Annotated in this window: 16 protein-coding genes; 11 read left to right on the forward strand and 5 right to left on the reverse strand. The window is 38.6% G+C overall.

Translation table 11 applies throughout. The features are described from left to right. Positions 1–308: 308 nt before the first annotated feature. From guaB to recJ, 4 genes are all read left to right on the forward strand, one after another. Positions 309–1775 carry an IMP dehydrogenase gene (gene guaB, locus QSG86_RS05200; RefSeq protein ID WP_317030519.1) on the forward strand — a complete coding sequence of 489 codons (1467 nt, stop codon included), beginning with the start codon at positions 309–311 and terminating at the stop codon, positions 1773–1775. 129 nt (positions 1776–1904) lie between these two features. Beyond that, entirely contained in the window at positions 1905–3236 is a 1332-nt protein-coding gene (gene glmM, locus QSG86_RS05205; RefSeq protein WP_317030520.1) for a phosphoglucosamine mutase, read from the forward strand. Positions 3237–3247: 11 nt separating this feature from the next. Continuing rightward, positions 3248–3904, forward strand: coding sequence for a pyridoxamine 5'-phosphate oxidase (gene pdxH / locus QSG86_RS05210; RefSeq protein WP_317030521.1), 657 nt, complete (start codon positions 3248–3250; stop codon positions 3902–3904). Position 3905: 1 nt separating this feature from the next. Beyond that, entirely contained in the window at positions 3906–5624 is a 1719-nt protein-coding gene (gene recJ / locus QSG86_RS05215; RefSeq protein WP_317030522.1) for a single-stranded-DNA-specific exonuclease RecJ, read from the forward strand. Positions 5625–5711: 87 nt separating this feature from the next. Here the strand turns inward: recJ and QSG86_RS05220 are convergent, their stop codons facing one another. Beyond that, on the reverse strand, positions 5712–6488 hold the full coding sequence (locus QSG86_RS05220; protein ID WP_317030523.1) for a putative porin: 777 nt from the start codon (positions 6486–6488) through the stop codon (positions 5712–5714). Between the two features lie 352 nt (positions 6489–6840). On the opposite strand from QSG86_RS05220, the gene prfB reads away from it, so the two are divergent. The 5 genes from prfB to QSG86_RS05245 all read left to right on the forward strand — a co-directional run bounded on the left by prfB (position 6841) and on the right by QSG86_RS05245 (position 11747). Next, positions 6841–7936, forward strand: a protein-coding gene (prfB, locus tag QSG86_RS05225; protein ID WP_317030524.1) for a peptide chain release factor 2 whose coding sequence is annotated in 2 segments (ribosomal slippage) — positions 6841–6912 and positions 6914–7936 — 1095 coding nt in all. Because the reading frame shifts where the segments join, the coding sequence is not laid out codon by codon here. A gap of 244 nt (positions 7937–8180) precedes the next feature. Next, on the forward strand, positions 8181–8480 hold the full coding sequence (locus tag QSG86_RS05230) for a helix-turn-helix transcriptional regulator (protein ID WP_317030525.1): 300 nt from the start codon (positions 8181–8183) through the stop codon (positions 8478–8480). Between the two features lie 20 nt (positions 8481–8500). Continuing rightward, complete coding sequence (locus tag QSG86_RS05235; RefSeq protein ID WP_317030526.1) at positions 8501–9586, forward strand: alkene reductase; 1086 nt, start codon at positions 8501–8503, stop codon at positions 9584–9586. 151 nt (positions 9587–9737) lie between these two features. Then, the gene (locus QSG86_RS05240) at positions 9738–11030 is read left to right on the forward strand and encodes a 3-deoxy-D-manno-octulosonic acid transferase (RefSeq protein WP_317030527.1); all 1293 of its coding nucleotides are present in this window, start codon (positions 9738–9740) and stop codon (positions 11028–11030) included. A gap of 6 nt (positions 11031–11036) precedes the next feature. Next, complete coding sequence (locus tag QSG86_RS05245) at positions 11037–11747, forward strand: 16S rRNA (uracil(1498)-N(3))-methyltransferase (RefSeq protein WP_317030528.1); 711 nt, start codon at positions 11037–11039, stop codon at positions 11745–11747. Here QSG86_RS05245 and QSG86_RS05250 read toward each other — a convergent pair. Next, a complete protein-coding gene (locus tag QSG86_RS05250; RefSeq protein WP_317030529.1) occupies positions 11737–12717 on the reverse strand; it encodes a mechanosensitive ion channel family protein in 981 nt (326 codons plus the stop codon). The genes QSG86_RS05245 and QSG86_RS05250 overlap by 11 nt on opposite strands. 302 nt (positions 12718–13019) lie before the next feature. On the opposite strand from QSG86_RS05250, the gene acs reads away from it, so the two are divergent. After that, positions 13020–14963, forward strand: coding sequence for an acetate--CoA ligase (gene acs, locus QSG86_RS05255; RefSeq protein ID WP_317030530.1), 1944 nt, complete (start codon positions 13020–13022; stop codon positions 14961–14963). A gap of 223 nt (positions 14964–15186) precedes the next feature. On the opposite strand, the gene QSG86_RS05260 is transcribed toward acs, so the two are convergent. The 3 genes from QSG86_RS05260 to msuE all read right to left on the reverse strand — a co-directional run bounded on the left by QSG86_RS05260 (position 15187) and on the right by msuE (position 17880). Next, positions 15187–15819, reverse strand: coding sequence for a riboflavin synthase subunit alpha (locus QSG86_RS05260; protein WP_317030531.1), 633 nt, complete (start codon positions 15817–15819; stop codon positions 15187–15189). 191 nt (positions 15820–16010) lie between these two features. Continuing rightward, entirely contained in the window at positions 16011–17114 is a 1104-nt protein-coding gene (gene sfnG / locus QSG86_RS05265; protein WP_317030532.1) for a dimethylsulfone monooxygenase SfnG, read from the reverse strand. Between the two features lie 34 nt (positions 17115–17148). Further along, positions 17149–17880, reverse strand: coding sequence for an FMN reductase (gene msuE, locus QSG86_RS05270; RefSeq protein ID WP_317030533.1), 732 nt, complete (start codon positions 17878–17880; stop codon positions 17149–17151). A gap of 375 nt (positions 17881–18255) precedes the next feature. On the opposite strand from msuE, the gene QSG86_RS05275 reads away from it, so the two are divergent. After that, entirely contained in the window at positions 18256–18906 is a 651-nt protein-coding gene (locus tag QSG86_RS05275; protein WP_317030534.1) for a response regulator transcription factor, read from the forward strand. Positions 18907–19009: the final 103 nt, after the last annotated feature.

Raw genomic sequence — 19009 nt, forward strand, 5'->3', positions numbered from 1 at the left:
AGGATTTTGCGCTATTTTGGCAGTTATTATGCAATCGGTATTCTCAGTAAATATGCTGAATATCCAATTGATTTAGACTTTAAGTTTTCTTGATTAAGTTAAATTCTGACGCTTGTTATCCTGCGTAGCCACCAAATGTTATGATTATTTTTTATGAAAATTGATTGCTGAATCAGTAATATCATCGTGCGGTTACATTTTACCTTATCGTATCTGATTTAAAATAAATCGGAATATTTACAGATTAAAATGAAATTTTAGTCTAAATTTGTTTATAATAGTGCACGGAAATTACCAGTGAGACTGTTATGTTGACCATCGTTCAAGAAGCCCTAACCTTCGATGATGTCTTATTACTCCCTGCCTACTCAACTGTCCTCCCAAAAGATGTCTCTTTAAAGACACGTTTTACTCGTGGCATACATTTAAACATTCCTCTTGTTTCAGCAGCAATGGATACCGTGACTGAATCACGTATGGCGATTGCGATGGCGCAAAATGGTGGTATTGGTATTTTGCATAAAAATATGGATATTGCTGCACAGGCTGCTGAAGTACGTCGTGTGAAAAAATTTGAAGCAGGTATGGTCAAAGATCCAATTACGGTGACACCAGAAACGACTGTGCGTGAATTAATTGCTTTGACACAAGCCAATAATATCAGTGGTGTTCCTGTTGTTAAAGACGGTCAAGTGGTTGGTATTGTGACAGGACGTGATACACGTTTTGAGACCAATCTAGAGCAACCTGTCAGTAATATTATGACAGGTCAGGATCGTTTGGTGACTGTGCGTGAAAATGAATCTAAAGAACATATTCAAGCATTATTACAAAAACATCGTATTGAAAAAGTATTGGTGGTGAATGACCATAACGAGCTAAAAGGCTTGATTACGGTAACTGATTTTCGTAAAGCCGAATCTTATCCAAACAGTTGTAAAGATGATTTAGGCCGTTTACGTGTGGGTGCAGCTGTTGGTACTGGTTTAGAAACACCAAGTCGTGTAGAAGCATTGGTGGAAGCAGGTGTGGATGCGATTGTGGTGGATACGGCTCACGGCCATTCTGCTGGTGTGATTGAACGTGTGCGTTGGGTCAAAGCAAATTATCCTCAAATTCAAGTGATTGGCGGTAATATTGCAACAGGTGATGCTGCACTTGCTCTATTAGATGCGGGTGCTGATGCGGTTAAAGTCGGTATTGGCCCTGGTTCAATTTGTACCACACGAATTGTTGCAGGGATTGGTATGCCACAAATCTCGGCAATTGATAGCGTTGCCAATGCGCTTAAAGAACAAATTCCGTTGATTGCTGATGGTGGAATTCGTTTTTCTGGTGATATGGCCAAAGCGATTGGTGCTGGTGCAAGTACCATTATGGTCGGTTCATTATTAGCAGGGACTGAAGAAGCGCCTGGTGAAGTTGAATTTTTCCAAGGACGTTATTATAAAGCATATCGTGGTATGGGATCATTGGGTGCGATGGCTGGTGCTACTGGTTCAGCAGATCGTTATTTCCAAGATTCGAAAGCAGGTGCAGAAAAACTGGTTCCTGAAGGAATTGAAGGCCGTGTACCTTATAAAGGCCCAATGGGTAATATTGTCCATCAAATGATGGGTGGTTTACGCTCTTCAATGGGTTATACCGGATCTGCTGTGATTGAAGATTTACGTCAAAATGCTCAATTTGTGAAAATTACCTCAGCAGGTATGTCTGAATCTCATGTTCATGATGTGACGATTACCAAAGAAGCACCAAATTATCGTGTAGGTTAATTGTTCATTTATCTCATAAAGCCGTCACTTGATGACGGCTTTATTATTTCTACGATGAGCAAGTTATTATAATGTTATAATATAGTTATTAAGGGAAAGATACCGATAGAATTTAAAAGAGAGCACAACATGAGTTATTTTGGTACCGATGGAATTCGTGGTAAATTTGGCGAACTCCCTATCACACCTGAATTCGCGCTTAAATTGGGATTTGCAGCGGGTAAGGTATTAAAAAACTACAGTACAAAAACTAAACCGATTGTTGTTTTGGGTAAAGATACACGACTTTCTGGTTATATTTTAGAGGCCGCATTACAAGCTGGATTAAATGCAGCAGGTGTGTATGTACATTTATTAGGGCCATTGCCTACACCTGCAATTGCGCATTTAACACGTGCATTACATGCCAGTTTGGGGATTGTGATTTCAGCTTCGCATAACCCATATCAAGATAATGGAATCAAGTTTTTTTCTGGTGAAGGTAAAAAATTACCAGATGATGTCCAAGATGCGATTAATCGAGAATTGGAACAAGAGATTAAAATTGAAGATACGGCAAATTTGGGTAAAAGTGTTCGTGTAAAAGACGCCAACGGTCGTTATATTGAATTTTGTAAATCAACTTTCCCTTATCATTTTGATTTATCAAATTTAAAAATTGTCGTCGACTGTGCTAATGGTGCAGCATATAACGTTGGTCCTGCGGTATTTCGTGAGTTAGGTGCCAAAGTCATCGCATTATACAATGAACCTGATGGTTTAAATATTAATAAAAATTGTGGTTCTACTCATCCAGAAAATTTACAAAAAGCGGTCATTAAGCATCAGGCAGATTTAGGGATTGCTTTTGATGGTGATGCTGATCGTGTGATTATGGTAGATAAGTATGGTCAACAAGTTACAGGTGATCATATTTTATATATTTTAGCGACCCAAGCCGCTCATAAACCAGATGGCATTGTGGGAACTTTAATGAGTAATATGGCATTAGAGTTAGCACTGGAAAAAGCCAATGTTGCATTTTTACGTGCAAATGTAGGTGATCGTTATGTATTACAAGGTTTACAACAGAAAGGTTGGTTATTGGGTGGAGAGCCTTCTGGCCATATTTTGACTTTAGATAAAAGTACGACAGGAGATGCCATTATTGCATCTTTACAAGTGCTTACAGTCATGATTGAACAAAATAAAGCGTTACATGAATTACTTGAAGGCTTTCAATTATTACCAAATGTATTAGTCAATGTTCATCTGTCTAAAATGTTTGATCCCTATTCGGTTCCATTGCTGGTTGATGCATTTCAACAGGCAGAACAACAATTAAAAGGCCGTGGTCGTTTGCTGATTCGTAAATCAGGCACTGAGCCTGTAATTCGTGTTATGGTTGAAGGTGAGGATTTGCAAGAAGTCACCACTTTGGCAAATCAACTTGCCGATACTGTTAAAATGAATGCAGTTTAAGAGGTTGAAAAATGAATGATTTAATTAAAGACTTAAGTGAGTTGCGCTTAAGTTATGAAAAAGATGAATTATATGAAGATTGTGTAGATCAATCACCTCATGAGCAATTTTTAACTTGGTTTAATCATGCATTAGAATCAAAATTACACGAACCTTATGCAATGTCGTTGGCCACAGCAAATGCCCAAGGTCATCCACATGTGAGAACCGTATTACTGCGTGGAGCGACTGAGCAAGGTTATGACTTCTATACCAATTATGATAGTCAAAAAGGTTTAGATTTGGCTGTAAATCCTTATGCAGAATTATTATTTTATTGGCCTGAACAAGAGCGTCAAATTCGTGTGAGTGGGCAGGTCATTAAAATATCTGAACAAGAATCGACTGATTATTATCATAAGCGTCCACGTGATAGCCAAATTGCAGCGCACATTAGTACACCACAAAGTGGTGTAATTGCGAGTCGCCAAGCATTACAGGATCGTTTTGAACAATTAAAACAGCAGGTTGAAGATCAAGTTACTTTGACTAAACCAGAATTTTGGGGAGGCTATCGTTTAGCGCCTGAATATTATGAGTTTTGGCAAGGTCGTCCGAATCGTCTACATGATCGTTTAATCTATAAAAAAATGGATGGGTTTTGGAAATTACAGCGACTGATGCCTTAATATGTCAAAAGTTTCTATTCAAGCTAGACCATTGATTTCACACCCTGATTTATTTCAGGGTGTGCCTGCTTTTATGGCAAAAATATTAGCAGCGCGTGGTTTACAATCTGCGCAAGAATTAGAGTTAAAATTAAAATATTTGTTGGCTCCAAGCATGAAAGGGCTTCAGCAGGCTGTGACACTGTTAGATCGCGCGATTGATCAAGGGCAACAGATCTTGATTATCGGGGATTATGATGCAGATGGTGCGACCAGTACTGCTTTAATGGTTCTTGTATTGCGTCAGATGGGGGCGAATGTTAATTATATCGTACCAAATCGTTTTAAGTATGGTTATGGTCTAACGCCAGCGATTGTGGATTTAGCTGTTCAACGTTTTCGTCCTGATCTATTGGTGACGGTGGATAACGGTATTTCAAGCCATGCCGGTGTTGAACAAGCACATGCTTATGGTATACAGGTCATTATTACCGATCATCATTTAACCACAAAGGCGATTCCAGACGCAGAGGCAGTGGTTAATCCAAATCAATTAGATTGTGAGTTTCCAAGCAAAGCCTTGGCAGGTGTTGGGGTGGCATTTTATGTCTTGGCGAGTTTATCGACTTATCGTAAGTCACAACAGAAAAGCTATGCCACAGTTACCACATATTTAGATTTAGTGGCTTTAGGGACTTATGCAGATGTTGCCAGTTTAGATTATAACAATCGAATTTTAGTCGACGCTGGAGTAAAACGTATTCAACAAAATTTATGTCGCCCCGGGATTTGTGCTTTATTAGATATTGCTGGACGTGAGACGACACAATTTACTGCTCAAGATTTAGGATTTTTACTTGGCCCTCGTCTCAATGCTGCTGGGCGTATGGATACCATGGATATTGGTATTGAGTGTTTATTGGCTGATGATTTTCATACCGCATATCCATTGGCGCAAAAACTCAATCAGTTAAACCTTGAACGTCGTCAAGTCGAAAGTCAAATGAAACAAGAGGCATTGATCACATTAGATCAATTGCAGATTGATCAGCAGCAATTACCGGCAGCATTAATTGTTTTTGAACAGCATTGGCATCAGGGTGTGATTGGCATTGTAGCAGGTCGTTTAAAAGAGCAGTTTTATCGTCCAGCAATTGTTTTTGCACCAGATGAAGACGGTCTTCATTTAAAGGGTTCAGCGCGCTCTATTGAAGGCATTCATATTCGAGATGCTATCGAACAGATTGCTGAACGTTATCCTGATATGATTCGCTATTTTGGTGGACATGCGGCAGCTGCAGGATTAACGATTAAAAAAGATCAGTTTGAAGCATTTAAAAATGTTTTTCAGCAATTGATACAGACATATCCAGCCGATGTATTTAATCCGATTCTTTTCACTGATGGTGAGCTTCCTAGCGACGCTTTTCAGTTGGCGACAGTCGATTTAATTCAACAGTTTGGTCCATGGGGACAGCATTTTCCTTGTCCTGTTTTTCATGGGGTATTTAATGTGCTGGATATGAAGTGGTTAAAAGATCAGCATCTTAAATTAAAACTTGCTTTAGCGAATGGTCAAGTCATAGATGCCATTGCATTTAATGCAATTGAAGAATATCCCTTGAATACGGCGATTAATACGGTGTATTTGGTGTATGAATTAGAAAAAAATGTCTTTAAAGGACAGGCCAGCATACAGTTAAAGATTCAACATTTAAATCTCTTAAATCGCCCACATTGAGATAGATGGATTTATCATAATGATTGGATGAAAAAATTAAGGAGTTTATGACTAAACTCCTTAAATATCGATATGATATTGATGGTTTTAGAAGCGGTATTTTGCAGCTAGACCATATGAGGTATAATCATTATGATTAAGTTTACCAAAACCGACACGACCTTCTAAACTGATTTGTTGTGTAAAGAATTTATTGGCTTTGATGCCATATTCTCTATTGTCTAGAGAATTATTTTTGTAGAAATCTGCACCTAAGCTAAAGGTTTTATCCAGATAGTAATCGGCAGCAACGTTATATTCACGGGTTTTACCAAAGGTTGCGCCTGCTTCAAAATTAACATCTTGTCCATTACTGATTTGAGTGACATATTTAGCACGTAGGCTTGGAGAAGTACGATGAATGTTATCGTTTCTAAAGCCCTTTGCACCAACTGCAACCAACATACCTGGAATTGGTAGATAACCAACTTCAGCTGCATAAGTGGTTGTATTTAAATTCGGCATATTGTTATATTTAATATCTTTACGGCCAATTTCAGCACTTGCATAAAAATCAGAATTAGGCACAAAATATTCAGCGCCAATTGAATAATCATGCAGTTTTGCGGAATCAACTTTACTATAGCTATATTGAGCTTTAACGTTGCTGGCACGATCTAAGTACGCAGCTTCTGCAAGTGGTGAATTACGGACTTGTACGGGTTTAAAATATGCTGTGCCATTTACCCCATATAAACCACTGGTACTGCCATGATCAGGATCCGTTAGGCCAGCAGAGAGACCGACTTCTGCTTGGTAAGCATGTGCTGTTCCTACGACTGAAAGAGCCGAAAATAATGCCGAAGCAATTGCAAGTTTTTTCATAGTTTGGCACCTTCTTATAAAATCGTTTTACATTTTTTGTTACATCTTCAGTGTAAACCAAAGTGATATGATGAGAAAATACTGAAAAGTATATTAAGTTAAATTAAAGCGATAAAAAATAATCTATCTTATTGAATATCATTGTATATATATAAATGTAGGTTTTTGTTAACTCTCGATCGTACTGAATTTAAAGCATGATTTTTTGTAGATTCACTGGCTAAGCAGAGGCTTACCATGAAGCAGTCAGTGGCTAACGATCATGATGATAGCTGATCACGCTCTGTTTGATGAATCGCTCTATGTTATACTTTAACGTTATAAAGTTTTAACTTGATTGAGAGCTTGTTACGTGGAAATTAATCCTTATCTAATCCAACTCAAAGATTTAAACGACCGTGGTCAAACATTACGGGGGTATCTTTGACTACGATCTAAAAAAAGAGCGTTTAGAAGAAGTTCTTCGCGAATTAGAAGATCCTACTATTTGGAATGATCAAAATCGTGCTCAAGCCATGGCCAAGGAAAAAGGCGAATTGGAGAATGTGCTTAACGTTTTAGATCGTTTAAGTACCCAACTTGAAGATGTACAGGCTTTACTTGATTTGGCAGTTGAAGCAGATGACGAAAGCTTATTGCTCGATGTACAACAAGAATTAGACGATGCAGAACAACAATTGGCGGCATTAGAATTCCGTCGTATGTTTAACAATCCTATGGATCCAAATCCTTGTTATGTAGAAATTCAAGCGGGTTCTGGGGGGACGGAAGCTCAGGACTGGGCATCCATGTTATTGCGTATGTATATGCGTTGGATTGAGCGTCATGGTTTTAAAGCAGAATTAATGGAAGAATCTGATGGCGATGTTGCAGGAATTAAATCTGCGACCATCCGTGTTGAAGGTGAATATGCCTATGGTTGGTTACGTACCGAATCTGGTGTACATCGTTTAGTCCGTAAATCACCATTCGATTCAGGTAATCGTCGTCATACCTCATTTTCTGCAGTATTTGTTTCGCCTGAAGTAGATGACAATATCGAGATTGAGATTAATCCGGCAGATGTGCGTACGGATACTTACCGTGCCTCTGGTGCTGGTGGTCAGCATATTAACAAAACGGATTCTGCAGTACGGTTAACCCATGCGCCGACTGGTATTGTGGTTGCATGTCAAAACCAACGCTCGCAACATGCTAACCGTGATCATGCATGGAAACAATTACGTGCCAAGCTCTATGAATTAGAAATGAGTAAACGTAACGAGGCAGCTCAGGCACTGGAAGATACTAAATCTGATATTGGTTGGGGAAGTCAAATTCGTTCATATGTTTTAGATGATTCACGGATTAAAGATTTACGTACTGGTGTGGAAAATTCAAATACCGGTGCGGTATTGGATGGTGATTTAGATAAATTTATTGAAGCCAGTTTAAAACAAGGTCTCTAAATTTGATTGAATACAGTTTGAATGATGGCTATTTCAGTTAAATAGTGCTGGGGTAGCCGATCGGATTTTCAAGCGGTAATAACATCATAGACCCTCAGTTTTAAAATGATTTAATCAATCACATTAGCCTGATTAAGTGAAATTGTAGATATATCGTAAAAAATAGATATTAATATCGAAAAAATACGATATATTAATGACAAGGATGCTGAATCAGGTGATTAATGCTTGGATGTAGCTGAAAATGGATATCGATTTAATTTTTAAAGCGTTGGCAAATCCTACACGTCGTCAAATATTACAATGGTTAAAAACACCTGAGTTATTTTTGTCGATAGAAGAATGCGGTGACTTTAAGCGTGGTGTTTGTGCAGGCCAAATTGAAAAATTGGGTAAAGTTTCACAATCAACCATGTCAAATCATTTATCTGTTTTGCAACAGGCTGGGCTTATTCAAGCACAAAAGTATGGTCAATGGTCATATTTTTCTCGTAATGAAGACCTTATTCAGCGCTATATAAATGATTTAAAAGACGTATTGTAGTCTTAAGTTTAGAGGTCGTGATGGCTGAGTTTACTTCTCCTTTGGTTTTAGGTGATCTGCATTTAAAAAATCGTGTGGTGATGGCACCACTTACGCGTAGTCGGGCAACAGATGATCGTGTACCTACTGCAATGATGGCAGAATATTATGCACAGCGTGCAAGTGCTGGATTAATTATTTCAGAAGCTACGGTCATTTCTGAGGAAGCAAATGGCTATTTAAATACACCTGGATTATTTAATCAGGCACAAGTTGAAGGATGGAAAGCGGTTACTTCCGCAGTACATGCACAACAAGGACTGATTGTTGCACAACTATGGCATGTCGGGCGTGTATCGCATCCTGACTTGCTCAATGGTGAAACTCCAGTTTCTGCCAGTGCAGTAAAACAAGCTGGTTATGTCAGCCTATTACGTCCAAAACGTGAATATGTGATCCCTCGACCTTTAGAGATAAGTGAAATTCATGCCATTACAGCACAATATAAACAGGCCGCTATTTATGCCAAAGAAGCCGGTTTTGATGGTGTTGAATTACATGCCGCCAATGGTTATTTAATTGATCAATTTTTACAAAGTAAAACCAATCATCGCCAAGATCAATATGGTGGATCCGTTGAAAATCGGGCACGATTCTTATTGGAAGTGGTTGATGCATTAATTGAAGTCTGGGGTGCTGGTCGTGTGGGCGTACATCTTGCACCACGTGGTGATGAACATGATATGGGTGATGATGATCCACGTGAAACGTTTGGCTATGTGTTAGAGCAATTGGGTCAACGAAAAATTGCCTTTTTCTTTACCCGTGAATACTTGGCTGACGATAGTATTTCTGAGTATCTAAAACAACGTAGTCATGGTGTGCCTTATATTGCCAATATGCGTTTAACACGTGATGATGCGCTACGGTTATTGGCTTCAGGACAAGCAGATGCCGTTTCATTTGGTAAAGCTTATATTGCCAATCCAGATTTATTTGAACGTTTAGTGCAAGATGCGCCATTAAATGAGCTTAAGCTTGAAACGATGATTGGTACTGCAGTTGCACAAGGTTATATTGATTATCCGACACTTACGATGGCAGAAACCGCGTTAAAATCAGAATAGAAAAGTAGTCAATCGGATTTTAATTGATCCTAAAATCACCTTAAAATGAATGTGATTGTTGCTAAATTTTAATGAGAGATGCCAGATCCATTAACATGTGGATCTGGCTCTGTTATATTTTGTTATTGATTTAATCTTTGAGGCAGCTCGTTTGGCTACACCATTTTGGTATAACACAGTATTATTTTTAATTAAACCTGTATATAAATGGCGTATTAAAAAACGTGCTGAAAATATGCAACAGCTTCAGGCTGAACTCATAGAACGGTTTGGTCCTTTTCAGCCAGCTAAAAACCGGCAGGCGATATGGTTTCATGCTGTTTCTGTGGGGGAAACCAACGCTGCTCAGCCATTAATTGAGCATTATCTGCAACAAGGGCATGCTGTTTTAGTGACCAATACCACTAAAACAGGCCAAGCACGCGTGAAATCATTGTTCTTGCAAACACCTTATCAGTATTTATTTCAGGCCGTATATTTACCTGCTGATCAGATTAGTTTGGTCCGACAATTTTTTCAGCATTATCAACCTAAACTTTTGGCGCTGGTTGAAACGGAGCTTTGGCCTAATTTAATTGATCAGGCACAACAGTTTAATGTCCCGTGTATATTAATTAATGCACGATTATCAGAAAAATCTGCACGAGGATATGCAAAAGTACCGCAGTTAACGCAGACTATGCTCCAGCAGCTCAGTGCTTTGTTGGCACAAGATCAGGCTACTTTGACACGTTTTTTACAGTTGGGTATGCCAAAAAATAAGGCACACGTGATCGGGAGTATTAAATTTGATATTACAGTCCCCCCAGCTTTTCTCCAGCAAGCGCAACAATTACGTCAGCAATGGCAGTTAGCACAACGCCATATTATGATTCTTGCCAGTACACATGCGCCTGAAGAACAGCAATTACTGACTGCTTTAAAGCCTTATTTTGCACGTCATCCGCAATTATTATGTATTGTTGTTCCACGACATCCAGAACGTTTTGATGCTGTTTTTCAACTGTGCCAGCAATTGTCACTGCGCACTCAGCGTCGTAGTTTAAATCAGCATATTCAATCTGATACGCAGGTTTATTTGGCTGATAGTATGGGTGAAATGTGGTTATGGTACGCATTAAGTCAGGCTTGCTTTGTCGGTGGATCATTGAATGAACCTGGCGGTGGACATAATATTTTGGAACCGATTGCCTTAGATGTACCAACCGTCGTGGGTAAAAACTACTTAAACTTTCAAACGATTGTGGATGAGTTTGTTGCTGCTGATGCATTAAAAGTTGCCATGTCCGCCGAGCAAGCAATCGAATATTTAATACAATTTCTGTTTGATCCTGTATTAGCGCAGCAGATTACCACACATGCACAGCAGATTATGCAACGTAATCAGGGTGCTTTACAAAAGTATATTGATGCTATGGATCAATATTTACAGCAAAAACATTGATATATTATGAACATTGTTTTATTAGATCAGTACCAATTAAAAACGGATGTTTGGAAAATTACCGCCCAGCGTCAATTAATCCATTTACGGACCCATATTGATATCCAAGTGGGTGATACCTTAAAGGTAGGCTTTATCGCAGGTGAACGATATCTAACTGAAATTATAGAAATTCAGGAAAATTATGTAACTGTAAAGCCACTGCATAAAGAATGCTGTCCCGACAAACTTCCAGTAAATTTGATAGTGAGTTTACCCAGACCCAAAGTACTACGACGTCTAATTATGGATAGTGTGACATTAGGCGTTGAGAAAATTACTTTATTACATAGTTATCGTGTAGATAAAAGTTATTGGCAAAGTCCGTTATTACAGCAACTCGATCAGTACGTCACCCTCGGTTTAGAGCAGGCTGGTGATACACGTCCACCGCAAATTGAAATATATAAACGTTTTAAGCCCTTTGTCGAAGATATTTTACCTGACAGGATTACAGCAGATCGCCCTGCATTTGTTGCACATCCTTATGCGCGAGATACAGTGCCCAATGCCTTTAATCAGGCTTGTAGTATTATCGTTGGGCCAGAAGGTGGATTTATTCCTTATGAGATTGACTTGCTCACTCAAAATGGTTGCCAAGCAATGCAATTGGGCCAACGTATTTTACGTACAGAAACCGTGATTCCTTATCTTTTAGGGCGTTTATTTACAATTTAAGCGTATTGTGCGGCGTTAAGCTGGGATCAGTTTCACGATGAACTTTAATTTCTTGAATTGGGTACGGAATTGAAATTGCTTCAAGATTAAATGCTTCAACCACACGTTGTTGAATTTGGCTGATAGAAGTCGCTGTTGAGATTTCAGTGGTATTGACCCACCAACGAACAGTTAAATTAATTGAAAAATTGGCCAATGTTGTAATATTGACATTAAAGCCCGGTTGGCTTAACACCGTGGAATCATGATCTAAAATATCGAGAATAATTTTTTGTGCTTTTTGTACATCAACCTCATAGCCAACGCCGACAATAAACTCACAACGACGACGTGTATACGCTGTATTAACGGTCACTGGACTGGTATAGACCGTGGCGTTGGGAATCACGAGGCGTCTACCATCGGGTGAGCGTAAGAATGTTGCACGGATTTGAATATCCTCAACAGTACCTTCCATACCACTGACAATAATATCATCACCAATTTTAAAGGGTTCACTGATTAAAATGAGAATTCCTGAAAGTAGATTTTGAAAAATATCTTTAAATGCAAAACCGACTGCAACCGAACCGACGCCTAATGCACCCATTAATTGGCCTGGCGTAAATCCAGGGATAGAAATGACCATCGCAATTAAAAAACCAAAGAAAATAATGGCTGAACTACCCACACGATTCAAAACTAAAATGAGATTCTGTTTGCTATATGAACGCTCAGTTAAAGTTTTACGGACAAAGAACTTAAACAGTTTAGACAACAGATAAAAAATCCCAAAAACCACTAAAGCGATACAAAAATAAGGTAACCGTTCCCAAAAGCTATTAATAATATGATCGATTGCGGCATAAGCATCATTATATTTATTGGTATGTGCAATCACGGTTTGTGCCGTTTTTTCACTGGCATCATGCAATAGTTGTGAGGTTTCTTCAGCAACAAGACTGGTCAAACTTGCTTTTTCTTCAGCCATGAATATCTCTATCAATAAATGTTTGGTGGTTGGGTTTTAGATCATCATCATTTTATGGGTTTATCTATAGAGATAAAAATACTTTTTGATGTACATCGGTATGATTCTGATTATGTTTTATTATTTTTTATACAATTGGAATGCAAGATAGATTAACTTTAGACAATGTTTTATGATTTTAAGTTGATCTCAATAATATATTAAGCTTAATTTTGAGATGATCGCTATACAAATATAATAAATGAAAGGAATTGGCACAGCATTTCGTGACGAAATGCAAAATAAAATCAAAGGAGTTGTCTATGAATACCTATTATCCCGTTATAGAAACTTTTAAAAGAACAGCACGTACCAATGAAGCCGAATATTTCCAACGTTATCAATATTCAATCCAATATCCAGACCAATTTTGGGCAGAACAAGCACAGAAACTAGACTGGATTCAACCTTTTACTCAAGTAAAAAATACCAATTTTGATCCTGAAAATTTTAAAATTGAATGGTTTGCAGATGGTCAATTAAATGTCAGTGCCAATTGTTTAGATCGGCATTTAAAAGAGCATCCCTATAAACCTGCCATTATTTGGGAAGGAGATCATCCTTCACGACATAAAATTATCTCTTTTGTTGAGTTATATGATGAAACATGCCGTTTTGCCAATGTATTAAAAAAACATGGTATTAAAAAAGGCGACCGTGTAGTGCTATATATGCCTATGGTATCAGAAGTGGCAATTGCAATGCTGGCTTGTGCACGTATTGGTGCAGTGCACTGTGTGGTTTTTGGTGGATTTTCAGCAGAAGCATTGGCCAGTCGTATTGAAGATTCTCAGGCAAAAATGGTGATTACAGCCGATTCTGGTATGCGTGGTGGTAAAGCAATTTTACTGAAAGAAAATGTCGATGCTGCCTTGACGGTTGCTGCAACCGCTTGTGTTGAAAAAGTGATTGTAGTGCATCGCTCAGGTAATCCGATAATCATGCAGGCAGAGCGTGATCTGTGGTATCACATGGAAATTATGACGGTGAATCATGATTGTCCACCAGAATCGATGTTTGCAGAAGATCCATTGTTTATTTTATATACATCCGGCTCTACTGGAAAACCCAAAGGTGTGTTACATACTACGGGTGGATATTTAACTTATGTCAATAGCACATTTAGAGAAGTATTTGATATTAAACAAGATGATGTATTTTGGTGTACTGCCGATGTTGGTTGGATCACCGGACATTCTTATGTGTTATACGGGCCATTATCGAATGGAATCTCAACGGTAATGTTTGAAGGTATTCCCCAATATCCCTCTTGGGCGCGTACAGGCCATATTGTCGATAAACATCAAATTACAGTGCTTTATACGGCCCCAACAGCGATTCGTGCCATGATGAGAGAAGGGGATCGTTTTGTGCGCGAAAGTAATCGGCGTAGTTTACGCTTACTGGGTTCTGTTGGTGAGCCAATTAATCCAGAAGCATGGTATTGGTACTATAGCGTTGTTGGTGAACAACGTTGTCCAATTGTGGATACCTGGTGGCAAACTGAAACAGGAGGGATTTTAATTTCAGCTTTACCAGGAGCAACAGCATTAAAACCAGGTTCAGCAACGCGTCCTTTATTTGGTATTCAACCTGCTTTAATGGATGCTGAAGGGCATGAGTTGCTCGGTACAGCAGAAGGTAATTTAGTGATTAAAGATTCATGGCCTGGACAAATGCGTAATATTTGGGGAGATTCTCAGCGCTTTATTGAAGCTTATTTTTCCACTTATCCTGGTTATTACTGTACTGGAGATGGTGCTAAACGTGATGAGGACGGATATTATTGGATTACCGGACGTGTCGATGATGTACTGAATATTTCTGGGCATCGTTTAGGTACGGCAGAAATTGAGAGTGCACTTGTCGCACATCAATCGGTTGCAGAAGCAGCAGTCGTTGGCATGCCACATGAGATTAAAGGCCAAGGCATCTGCGCATTTGTAACCTTGCAAGCGGGTATTGAAGAATCAGAAGCATTACGGACGGATTTAGTGGCTTGGGTACGTAAAACGCTAGGTCCTATTGCCACTCCAGATGCCATACATTGGGCACCTGCTTTACCGAAAACGCGTTCTGGGAAAATTATGCGCCGTTTGTTAAGAAAAATTGCGGCCAATGAACTGGATAGTTTAGGCGATGTATCCACACTCGCTGATCCACAAGTGGTCAGTCAGCTGATTACAACGGTTTATCCAGCACATTAAAATTAAGCCTTAGCCGCTTCAATCAGATCGTATCCTTAAATGGATACAGATCTGATTTTTTTAAAGTTATGACCATTATTTGTATAAAGTACTTGCTATTATATTGATGACAAGACATAGCGCAGATTAGTTGTGTACATTGTTCGACATCAATACAGTTGGGTATTTTTTGATGGCGCTTGTTTGAAATCCATCAGTATCTCAGCGCCAGTTTAATATGGATTTAATTTCTTAAACTTGCGGAATGTTGATGAATGTTTTCTAAAGTATCGACCAGCGTACGGGTGGTTTGATCAATTTCATAATTGACTTCATCACCGATCTGAACATTTTTCCATGTGGTGAGTCGAAGGGTCTCTGGAATAAGGTCGATAGCAATTTGATGTTGCTCACGATTAACGTGATTAATGGTTAAACTACAACCATTGAGGCCAATAAAGCCTTTTAAGAAAAAATATTTAATCTTGCCATCGGGAATATCGAGTTCAATATGACGTATTTTGCCATGAGATTCAATGTTACTGACCGTTGCAGTTCCTTCTATATGACCATAGAGTTGATGTCCACCATTTTCCATTCCCATTTTGGCTGAACGCTCAATATTAACCTCATCACCAATTTTTAAATGTTTGAGTGTGGTTAGGCTTAAAGTGAGATCAGATACATCAACAGCAATCTGATGCTGTTGTTGATCAATTGCGGTTGTGGTTAAACATGTACCATTGATGGCAATACTTGCACCAATAAAAACATCGTCAAAAAAATGATGCTGATTGGAAATCACCAGAGTAATAAAGCCATCATGTTTTTCAATGTCTAAAATTTTTTCTAAACCTTGGACTATACCGGTATACATTGATATTTTTCCTTTGCATTGTCGGACCGACTCAAACTTTAAAGCGGTTTTATGGCATGACACCTATCGCGCTATCATGACATATTTTTACGCATTGATCGTCATCTGAATGAGGTCATAATACTAGCGCATAAAAAACCCCCAAGCCGAGTCTTGGGGGAAGTTGTTTTTTCTTTATTATTATTATCGCTTTAAGCAGGATCAACCACTTGCTGTTGATGGTATTCTGCTTCTAATTGGCGTACTAACGGTAAAATTTTGTCACCAAAATATTCAACGTCTTCTATACAATGTAAAAAACCCGATAAAATCAGATCTACACCGACGCGTTTTAATTCAATAATACGCTGTGCAATTTGTTGCGGTGTGCCAATAAGATTGGTTCTAAATCCATCATTATATTGAATTAAATCATCAAGTGTAGATGTTGCCCAATTGCCTTCACCTTCTGGTGCAGCCCGTCCTGCTTCACGTGTTTCCTGCGCAAAACCTTGAACGGCATCAAGATTGGCATGATTAATAATATCTTGTAATACAGCTTTTGCCTCCTCTTCAGTATCTCTGGCGATAATAAAAGCATTGACCCCAATTTTCACCTGATGTTGATTTACTTTAGCTTTTGCCCGTATATCATCAATTTGTTTTTTAATTTCACTTGCTGTATTGCCATTGGTAAAGTACCAATCGGAAACACGAGCAGCCATATCACGTGCAGCACGAGAGCTACCTCCTTGAAAAATTTCAATATGAGGTTTTTGTACAGGTTTAGGTTTTAAGGTGTAATCATGAAACTGATAATATTGACCTTGAAAACTAAACTGATCTTGTGTCCATATGCCTTTGAGACAGCGAATAAACTCTTCAGAACGGACATAGCGTTGATCATGTTCTGGCCATTCTTCACCAATGGCATCAAATTCGCTGCGAAACCAGCCACTGACCACATTGATGGCAATACGACCATGACTAAGATGATCAATCGTGGCCAACTGTTTGGCAGCCAGTGCAGGTTTCCATGGGCCGGGTAAAATAGCGGCAATAATTTTTAGACGTTCTGTTTTAGCCAAAAGACCGTGACTAAAACTAACGGATTCATGTTGATGATCTGCGCCATAACCTGCAGTAAAACGAATCTGTGTCAGTGCATATGCAAAACCATTTTTTTCTGCAGTTTGTGCTAGACGCACATTATATTCATAACTCCAATCTGTACGTTGTTCGATATGACTAATGACCAAGCCGCCACTAACATTTGGAACCCAGTAAGCAAATTGAATCGGATGATTATGAGACATTTCAATACCTACTTAAGGTTGAGAAATTATGGGCTTAAGCCACTTGTGGCTTGGATTTTTTAGAATGTAAACGTGCTTCAGCTGCATCAAGATTAGGAACAGCAGCAGAAGGCAATACTTCATCCTGTTCAATTTGTTTGTTAATCCCTAGATTTTGGCTGGCTTGTTGGGATTTTTCTTTAATGGCAGCAGCACGTTGGCCTTTAGCTGGTGCCCATTCTAAAATAGGTAATGCACGTGCAACAGCCAAAGTAATACGATCTCGTAGTAAGTCACTATGAATGGTATATTCTGCAGTGAAATCACGATCTGTTGCATATACCCCAATTGGTAGGGTTTGTGCTTGGAAAAAACTAAACAGTGGACGTAACTGGTGTTCTAAAACCAATGCGTGACGATCACTACCTCCTGATGCTGCTAGCAGTACAGGAACATCAACCAATGCTGTTTGCTCTACAAAGTCAAAAAAATGTTTAAACAGTCCTGTAAATGATGCACGATATACTGGCGTACCGACAATCAGTGCATCTGCTGCTTCAACAGCGGCGAGATCATCTTGAACTTGTTGTGGTAATTGATGGCGATAAATCGCACCACCCAGTAAATGACCAATCTCACTAAACTTAATAAAATGAACATGGATTGGAGTGGCCTCACCGAGTTCATCTAAAATGGCTTGTACTAAAGCTTCAGTTTTAGAAGGATGGTTTAAACCACCAGAAACAGCAACAATATTGAGTGGCTGTGGTGAATGAAGTACTGTCATAGCTGAACCTAAAATTGATTTATCTTTGAATATGTTTATTTAATAAATAAGTGATGATGACTGTAAAATAATGAAATAAAGATTGGTTATCATATTTTGAGATATAATCTAGAACTGAGCTGAGTAGCGCATATCTAATAAGATAATTTATTGATATTTATGCTTATATTTATATTTTAGAAGTTAATTAAGATTCAGAATAAAATTTATAAAAAAATATGATGAGATTTGCTTAAATTTAGAAAATGATAAAAAAATACAAATTTTTTAGGTAAATTTTCAATTTAATTAAAAAATAATCTCAAATTTCATATCCTAAAGTATAAATGTGTGGTTAGAATAGGCTACTTATGCTCCAGATCTCTCACGTTACTTATGAATATCTTAATCGTTGATGATCATCCTTTATTTCGTCATGCTTTAATTCAAGCTGTTCGTTATAGCTTGCCTCAGGCTCAAATTCATGAAACTGCTGCGGTCAATGAATTCTATGAACGTTTAGAAAAAGGGCCTGAGCCAGATTTAGTACTTTTAGATCTAAATTTACCAGGTGCTTCTGGGTTCTCTGCGTTAGTTCATGTTCGTGCACAATATCCTTCTATTCCGATCATTGTGGTTTCGGCACATGAAGAAGTCAGTATTATTCAACGCGCGATTGCACATGGCGCAATGGGTTATATTCCTAAATCTGCTCATCCAAGTCATATTGGAGAGGCAATTCGTCAAGTATTAGAAGGTGATTTGTGGTTGCCACCGAATTTACCTGCCAATATGAATTTTGATCCACGTGCTGCAGATGAAACCGCATTGGCAGAGCGTATCCAATCATTAACACCTCAACAGTTCCGTGTTTTAATGATGGTGGCAGAAGGTTTGTTAAATAAACAGATTGCTTATGAGCTTGATGTATCCGAAGCAACGATTAAAGCCCATGTGACTGCAATTTTCCGTAAATTAGGGGTACAAAATCGTACACAGGCTGTGTTGGCGATTGGTGCATTGAATATTGAAGAAAAGAAAATTTAATCAAAGCACATTGGGTCTAGTGGCAGATTTGTGCTATGCAATATATGTCATCCGCTCGCTGTAATGGTATTTTAAAGTAACATGATGATGCAATCAGAGCTCA

This window comes from Acinetobacter sp. SAAs474, from assembly GCF_032823475.1.
Taxonomy (GTDB): domain Bacteria; phylum Pseudomonadota; class Gammaproteobacteria; order Pseudomonadales; family Moraxellaceae; genus Acinetobacter.